The 7,778-nt window shown below is 46.3% G+C and carries 6 protein-coding genes and 1 tRNA gene; 6 read left to right on the top strand and 1 reads right to left on the bottom strand.

Features of this window, described 5'->3' with window-relative positions; translation table 11 throughout:
• Positions 1 to 228: 228 nt before the first annotated feature.
• On the bottom strand, positions 229 to 1,185 hold the full coding sequence (trxB, locus tag IBX48_RS09115; protein WP_296833548.1) for a thioredoxin-disulfide reductase: 957 nt from the start codon (positions 1,183 to 1,185) through the stop codon (positions 229 to 231).
• Positions 1,186 to 1,407: 222 nt separating this feature from the next.
• Here trxB and IBX48_RS09120 point away from each other — a divergent pair, with 222 nt between their 5' ends.
• From IBX48_RS09120 to IBX48_RS09145, 6 genes are all read left to right on the top strand, one after another.
• On the top strand, positions 1,408 to 3,876 hold the full coding sequence (locus IBX48_RS09120) for a DNA translocase FtsK (protein WP_296833563.1): 2,469 nt from the start codon (positions 1,408 to 1,410) through the stop codon (positions 3,874 to 3,876).
• A gap of 25 nt (positions 3,877 to 3,901) precedes the next feature.
• Positions 3,902 to 4,516, top strand: a complete 615-nt coding sequence (gene lolA / locus IBX48_RS09125; RefSeq protein ID WP_296833551.1) for an outer membrane lipoprotein chaperone LolA — start codon at positions 3,902 to 3,904, stop codon at positions 4,514 to 4,516.
• 6 nt (positions 4,517 to 4,522) lie between these two features.
• Positions 4,523 to 5,851, top strand: coding sequence for a replication-associated recombination protein A (locus IBX48_RS09130; protein ID WP_296833554.1), 1,329 nt, complete (start codon positions 4,523 to 4,525; stop codon positions 5,849 to 5,851).
• A gap of 5 nt (positions 5,852 to 5,856) precedes the next feature.
• Positions 5,857 to 6,240: a fluoride efflux transporter CrcB gene (gene crcB, locus IBX48_RS09135; protein ID WP_296833557.1), complete on the top strand. Its 384-nt coding sequence runs from the start codon at positions 5,857 to 5,859 to the stop codon at positions 6,238 to 6,240.
• A gap of 32 nt (positions 6,241 to 6,272) precedes the next feature.
• Positions 6,273 to 7,562: a serine--tRNA ligase gene (serS, locus tag IBX48_RS09140; protein WP_296833560.1), complete on the top strand. Its 1,290-nt coding sequence runs from the start codon at positions 6,273 to 6,275 to the stop codon at positions 7,560 to 7,562.
• Between the two features lie 74 nt (positions 7,563 to 7,636).
• Positions 7,637 to 7,727, top strand: a tRNA-Ser gene (locus IBX48_RS09145).
• Positions 7,728 to 7,778: the final 51 nt, after the last annotated feature.

The raw sequence follows: 7,778 nt of genomic DNA on the forward strand, positions 1-7,778 counted from the left end.
GTTCAAAATCCAATAATTCATTCGGCAAATCCATCACCAGGCCTGGTGCAAACTCTGGATGACTGCAGGCGCCCAATTTTATACATAAGCATGGGGCTGTAAATTTTTAAAAACAAGCGGTATATCAGGTATTTAACCGATTTATGGGGGCTGTGTAAGCTAGATTATAAAATTTTAGAGGGGTAAGTGTGGCTAAAGTGGTGCGTGATGCACCACTTTTGTTTGGGGTTAAGCTAGGTCTTTCGCTTCTAAATATTTTTCAACGTCTAATGCGGCCATGCAGCCTGCACCGGCGGAAGTAATGGCTTGTTTGTAAACTTGATCCATCACGTCACCGGCCGCAAACACGCCTTCAATGCTGGTGGCGGTCGCGTTGCCTTGTAAGCCACTTTGCACTTTGATATAGCCATTTAGCATTTCAAGCTGGCCTTCAAATAAGCCGGTATTCGGTGTGTGACCAATTGCAATAAATACACCAGCCAAATCGACATCTTTGGACTCATTGGTTTGGTTGTTTTTAATGCGCATGCCGGTGACACCTGTTTTGTCGCCTAATACTTCTTCTAATGCACTATTAAATTCGATTTTTACATTGCCGTCTTTAGCTTTTTGTAACAGTTTGTCGGATAGGATTTTTTCACTGCTAAATTTGTCGCGACGATGCACTACCGTTACTTCGGCGGCAATGTTGGATAAATACAAGGCTTCTTCAACCGCGGTGTTACCACCACCGATTACCGCGACCTTTTGGTTGCGATAGAAAAAACCATCACAGGTTGCACAGGCCGATACCCCTTTGCCTTTAAAAGCTTCTTCTGAATCCAAGCCTAAATATTTGGCCGATGCCCCGGTCGCGATAATTAGCGCGTCGCAAGTATAGGTTCCGCTGTCGCCACTTAGGGTGAATGGGCGGCTTTGTAGATCAGCTTTATTGATATGGTCAAAGATAATTTCTGTACCAAAACGCTCAGCATGTTTTTGCATGCGAACCATTAAATCCGGGCCGGTCAAACCTTCTACATCCCCCGGCCAGTTATCGACTTCGGTGGTTGTGGTCAACTGACCACCTTGTTGCATGCCAGTGATGATGACAGGGTTCAAGTTGGCTCTGGCCGCATAAACCGCCGCGCTATAACCGGCTGGGCCTGATCCTAAAATAAGCAGTTTGCAATGTTTGGTTTCCATAATCTGATTCCTTTTCGGTTAATAAATGGGTGCACTCACGCTAGAGTTTTGCCTGGTCAATAGGCTGCCCCGTGTTTTAGGCGGAGTGGGTCTACCATACGACGGCTTGTGTGTTAAAATTCTAGCAGTTTTTACGAATGAAAGATAATCAACTTGGCGTCAAGTGAGCTTGGCAAATGGCTTGCTTGTCTCGACTTATAAATAGGTATGATTTTGAATTTGATTAAATCAGCGAATAAGGACAATAACCTCGACGATGCAGGTGCGATAAAACCATCCTCACGTTGGAATTGGTTGTTAAAAGATTTAGTGTTGCTAAGCTGCATCGGCTTGGCATTTTTCTTATTTATTATTCTATACAGCTATCATCCAGATGACCCTGGCTTTCAAATGGCAAGCTCGGTTGACGCTTTCAATAATTACGGTGGCGCCAGTGGTGCTTGGCTATCGTCTTTAATTTTGTATTTGTTTGGTGTGTTCGGTTTTGCTTGGCCGTTTGGGATTTTATTGGCCGGTTGGGTTACCCTAAAAATTCGTTCGGCGACTGAGTTTGACTGGGTGCGATTTGGGCTAAGTATGCTGGGCTTGTTGATTTTGGTGTTCTCGGGCGCCTCGATGGCTAGTTTATATTTACATCCAGATAGTTGGGTGGTGAGTTTGCCTTATTATTCAGGCGGTGTACTGGGTTATGAGTTAAGTTTGTGGCTGGTGCAGGGTGTTGATTTATTAGCGGCCACTTTGTTCTTCTTGGTGATGTTTGCTTTAGGTTTTAGCATGTTAATCGGCCAGTCTTGGCTAACAATTTGCGACGTGACGGGTCGTCAAACTTGGCGTTTGATGAGTTATATTCATAAAAAAGCCAAAAAACATGTGGTGCATTCGGAACAGTTTAAGAATGTATTAAGCCGGCTGGATCTAAAAAAAGAAACCCAAAGTTTACCCAACTCACAAACCGTAAAGCCGGTGGTTGAACAGCGCGCAGATATGAGTGCTCGCATTGAAGAAAAACGCGCTAAATTATTTGATTCGTTCAGCAAACCGGCTGAAACTCAAATGCCGATTGAGGCCTCGTCAACACCATTTGAACAGGTGCAACAGCCCGCTTCAAATGCAACGGGCGCGGCTTCAAATGTGCAAGTGCATGCGCCTCATAAATCGGATTCTTCGGCTTATGTGCCGGAAGCTCAGCATGCCGAGTTACCGAGTTTGGATTTATTGGACCCCGCGCCAGTTTATGAGGACAGTTATTCCGAAGACGATTTGAAATTAATGTCTGGCTTATTGGAAACGCGCTTGCAGGAATTTGGTGTCACCGCGACCGTAGAGGCGGTATTGCCAGGGCCGGTAGTCACACGTTTTGAAATTATGCCAGCGGCGGGGGTAAAGGTCAGTCAAATTTCAAACCTGGCAAAAGATTTGGCACGTGCTTTGGCGGTAAAGTCGGTGCGAGTGGTGGATATTATTCCGGGCAAACCGTTTGTGGGGATTGAGATTCCGAACGAGAAACGTGAAATTGTGGGTTTCCGCGACATCTTATCTTCAGAGATTTTCCAAAAGAGTAAATCGCCCTTGACCATGGGGTTAGGTAAAGACATTGCCGGTAATCCGGTGATTGCCGATTTAGCGAAAATGCCACATTTGTTGGTCGCAGGTACCACCGGTTCAGGTAAATCGGTAGGCGTAAACAGCATGATTTTGAGCTTGCTTTATAAAAGCCGAGCCGATGAAGTGCGTTTAATTATGGTGGACCCTAAGATGTTGGAGTTGTCGGTTTACGAAGACATACCGCATCTACTAACCCCTGTAGTTACCGACATGAGCGATGCGGCGAATGCCTTGCGTTGGTGTGTGTTTGAGATGGATCGTCGTTATCAATTGATGGCGAAATTGGGCGTTAGAAATATCGCTGGCTTCAATGAAAAAGTGCAAGCCGCGATGGATGCCGGTGAACCGATTATTGATCCGCTGTATCAACAAGCGGTCACCATTGGCATGGAACTATCAGACGCGCCGCCAACCTTAACGCCTTTGCCTTATATTGTGGTGGTGATTGATGAATTCGCCGACATGATTATGGTAGTAGGCAAAAAGGTAGAAGAGCTAATCGCACGACTCGCACAAAAAGCGCGTGCCTCTGGAATTCACTTGATTTTAGCGACTCAGCGTCCGTCGGTAAACGTGATTACCGGTTTGATTAAAGCCAACATTCCAACGCGTATGTCGTTTCAAGTATCCTCAAAAATTGATTCACGAACCATTTTGGATCAAATGGGCGCGGAACAGTTGTTAGGTATGGGCGATATGTTGTATTTACCGCCCGGAACCGCCGCGCCTGATCGTGTACATGGCGCGTTTGTGTCGGATGACGAAGTGCATCGGGTGGTCGACTTTATTAAACAGCAGGGCGCACCACAATATTTGGCGGCGATTACACGTGATCCTGACTCAGTGAATGCCGAGTCGGGTAGCAATGCGGCTGATCCGAGTGATGCCGAACAAGATGTGATTTACGATGAAGCGGTTGAATTTGTTGTGCAAGCGGGGCGTGTATCGATTTCATCGGTGCAACGTCGCTTTAAAATCGGTTATAACCGTGCCGCCAGAATCGTAGAAGCGATGGAAGCCGCAGGGGTTGTGTCAACCATGCAGTCCAACGGTAACCGCGAAGTGCTGGTGCCAAAGCACGATTAAAACCAAACAATTAGGAATGAAATATATGTTAAAAAAGTTAGCTTTAATCGGCGGCTTGGTTTTGGCGTTACCAGGCCTGGTGCTTGCTAATGTGCATCCTTTACAAAGCTTTATTGATGGTTTAAAAAGCTATTCGGCTGAGTTTGTGCAAGAACGTGAAGAAGACGCGTTTTTTCGGGTTGAACGCTCACAGGGTACTTTTGATTTGGTGCGCCCGGGCAAAATGCGTTGGGACTACCACTCACCAGAAGAACAACACATTATTGTCGATGGCACGCATTTGTGGGTTTATGACTTGGATTTAGATCAAGTATCGGTTAGGCCGATTGCCGATATTCAAGGCGATATTCCGCTTGCTTGGTTGTTATTTGATGAGCCGGTTGAAAAAGCCTATCGAATTATTCCCGCCGGAGGTCGCAACAATATGACCTGGTATAACCTGCAACCTCGTTCGGCTACCTATTTTCAAAGTATCGAGATTGGCTTACGAAATGGGGTGATGCAAGAGGTTTGGATGTACCAAAGTTCCGACAACATCACTAAAGTAAAATTTAAAAATATTCGTGTGAATGAAGGGGTTTCACCTCAGGCCTTTAGGTTTACACCGCCCAAGGGCGCGGATGTTGTAGGCCGCATGTAAGGACCTATGATGGCTTATCAGCCGCTTTCGGATAGATTACGCCCACAAACCTTGGTCGATTTTGTCGGTCAGCGTCATTTATTAGGCGAAAACCGCGCCTTGTCACGTGTGTTTGCGTCACAGCATTTGCATTCGATGATTTTTTGGGGTCCGCCCGGCACCGGCAAAACCACCTTGGCGCGTTTAATTGCCCAGCAATCTGAATTGCAGTTTATTAGCTTGTCCGCTGTGTTGGATGGCGTAAAAGAAGTTCGCAAGGCGGTAGAGCAAGCTCAACTGCATCGCGAGCAATTTCAGCAGGGAACCTTGTTGTTTGTGGATGAAGTGCATCGTTTTAATAAGTCTCAGCAAGATGCGTTTTTGCCTTATGTGGAAGATGGCACGTTTGTGTTTATTGGCGCCACCACCGAAAACCCATCGTTTGAACTCAACAATGCTTTGCTGTCTCGCGCCCGTGTTTATGTGTTGCGTTCGCTGGATGAGGATGATTTAAAACTGGTATTGCAACGTGCGCAAACACTGGTCTCTGAGGATTTAGGCGAGGCTCTAATCATTGAAGCTGCCGCGGCTGAAGTTTTAATCCAAGCCGCCGATGGCGATGCGCGCCGATTACTCAACTTTGTTGAGCAGGCGACCGATTTTGCGGAGCCCAATATCGATGCACAAACCCAAGCACCAGGCCTGGTGCTGACACCACAAGCTTGTAAAGAAGTGGTGCAGGCCGGTATTCGGCGTTTTGACAAGGGCGGTGAGGCGTTTTACGATCAAATTTCGGCCTTGCATAAATCGGTACGTGGTTCGGATCCAGATGCGGCTTTGTATTGGTTGGTTCGGATGCTGGACGGTGGTGTGGATGCACGTTATTTGGCTAGACGTTTGGTGCGCATGGCGAGTGAAGAAATTGGTAATGCCGATCCGCGTGCGTTAGATGTCGCGATTAATGCCGCACAAGCCTACGAACGTTTAGGCTCGCCAGAAGGCGATTTGGCGCTCGCGCAAGCCGCCACTTATTTGGCAGTCGCGCCCAAATCGAATGCGGTGTATATGGCTTATAAAGCCGCTTTAAAAGATATAAAACAGCATGGTTCAGATGAGGTGCCATTACATCTGCGTAATGCACCCACCAAGTTGATGAAATCAATGGATTATGGGCAGGGTTATCGTTATGCACACGATGAACCGGATGCGTACGCGGCGGGCGAATGTTATTTTCCAGACGCGATGCTGGAACGAGAATATTACCAACCGGTAGAACGTGGTCTGGAAATAAAAATAGCCGCTAAGATGGCGCACTTAAAACAGTTGGATCAACAGGCTGATAATAAGCGGAGATAAGTGTCATGACATTTTGGTTAGCCATAGCCTTAGGTGGCGCTTTGGGAGCGGTGGCGCGTTTTACTTTATCGCACCAAACCTATATTTGGTTGGGGCGTGATTTTGCATGGGGTACTTTAGCCGTTAATCTTATAGGCTCGTTTTTAATTGGCCTGTTGACGATTTTATTAATCAACAAATTCGCCGTATCCGCAGAATGGCGGGCGTTTTTGATTGTTGGATTTTTGGGGTCTTTTACCACCTTTTCAACCTTCTCATTTGAGACCATGCAATATATACAAATCGGCGAGTTAAACAAAGCCATGTTAAACATTGCTGTGAGTGTAGTGGGATGCTTGATCGCCGTCTGGATAGGACTGGTCGCCGGTAAACAATTTTTAGTTGAATAGCTTGTTAGATTTAGAACTTTAGAGATGAAATTATGTTAGATGTGAAATTATTACGAACCGATTTGGATCGCGTAGTGGCGAAATTAGCGACACGCGGATTCAGCTTTGATGGCACTAAGTTTGAACAACTTGAGCAACAACGCAAAGACTTACAAATGCAAACCGAGCAGTTGCAAGCCCAACGTAATCAAAGTGCTAAAGCAATTGGTAAAGCCAAAGCCCAAGGCGAAGATGTACAGCCGTTATTAGATGCCGTTGCCGATTTAGGCGAGCAATTAGAAAAGGCCAAATCGGCTTTTGATCAAGTTCAACAAGAATTGGATAGCATGTTGGCCAGCCTACCAAATTTGCCAGATGATTCAACGCCCGTTGGTCAATCAGAAGACGACAACGTCGAAATTAAACGTTGGGGAAAACCGCGCGAGTTCGATTTTGAGGTTAAAGATCACGTTGAATTATCTGAGCAGCGTGGCTGGTACGACAATGAGGCGGCTACTAAGCTTACATCGGCACGGTTTTCGGTTTTGAAAGGCTCTATGGCCCGCTTACAGCGCGCATTAACCCAGTTTATGCTGGATACACATATCAACGAACATCACTACGAAGAAGTTTATGTGCCTTATATTGTCAATCAAGACAGTCTTTACGGCACAGGCCAACTTCCCAAGTTTGCGGCCGATCTGTATAAGTTAGAAAAACACGACGAACACGACACCAGTGATCGCGATTTATATTTAATCCCAACCGCCGAAGTGCCGATCACCAACTTAATGCGTGCTGAAATTGTGGATGCGACTCAGCTCCCGATTCGTTATGTCGCACACACGCCTTGTTTCCGCTCCGAAGCCGGCTCTTACGGTCGCGATGTAAAAGGTTTGATTCGTCAGCATCAATTTGAGAAGGTTGAAATGGTGCAATTTGTACACCCAGACGAATCTTATGACGCTTTAGATGCGTTAACCCAGCATGCCGCCTCAATCCTCGAAAAGTTAGGCTTGCCTTATCGTATGATGTCGTTATGCACCAAAGATATGGGTTTTTCCGCCGCCAAAACCTATGATCTAGAAGTCTGGTTGCCGGGTCAGCAAGCTTATCGTGAGATTTCATCCTGCTCGAACTTTGAAGACTTTCAAGCCCGCCGCATGATGGCGCGTTTTCGCACAGGCCAGGATAAACCCCAACTGTTACACACTCTAAACGGTTCAGGTTTGGCCGTAGGACGTACGCTTGTAGCGGTTTTGGAAAACTACCAAAATGCCGATGGCAGCATTACGGTTCCAGATGTGCTTAAACCTTATATGGGTGGCGCGGATCAAATTTAAACGAAATTTAGGAAAAAATGGCTACAAGGCTTGCAAAGCCTGAGCAAGTCTTTATAATACCGCTCCATCAACCCGGTGGAATGGCAGAGCGGTTGAATGCGGCAGTCTTGAAAACTGTTGTAGGTTTGTAGCCTACCCGGGGTTCGAATCCCTGTTCCACCGCCAGATTAATAAAAAAGCCCGACTTGTTCGGGCTTTTTTTATAGCTTAAATATT

The sequence above is a fragment of the Thiomicrospira sp. genome (genome assembly GCF_014859555.1).
GTDB lineage: Bacteria > Pseudomonadota > Gammaproteobacteria > Thiomicrospirales > Thiomicrospiraceae > Thiomicrospira.

Coding starts and splice junctions, on each gene's coding strand:
- trxB (WP_296833548.1), bottom strand. CDS start 1,185: ATGGAAACCAAACATTGCAAACTGCTTATTTTAGGATCAGGCCCAGCC.
- lolA (WP_296833551.1), top strand. CDS start 3,902: ATGTTAAAAAAGTTAGCTTTAATCGGCGGCTTGGTTTTGGCGTTACCA.
- IBX48_RS09130 (WP_296833554.1), top strand. CDS start 4,523: ATGATGGCTTATCAGCCGCTTTCGGATAGATTACGCCCACAAACCTTG.
- crcB (WP_296833557.1), top strand. CDS start 5,857: ATGACATTTTGGTTAGCCATAGCCTTAGGTGGCGCTTTGGGAGCGGTG.
- serS (WP_296833560.1), top strand. CDS start 6,273: ATGTTAGATGTGAAATTATTACGAACCGATTTGGATCGCGTAGTGGCG.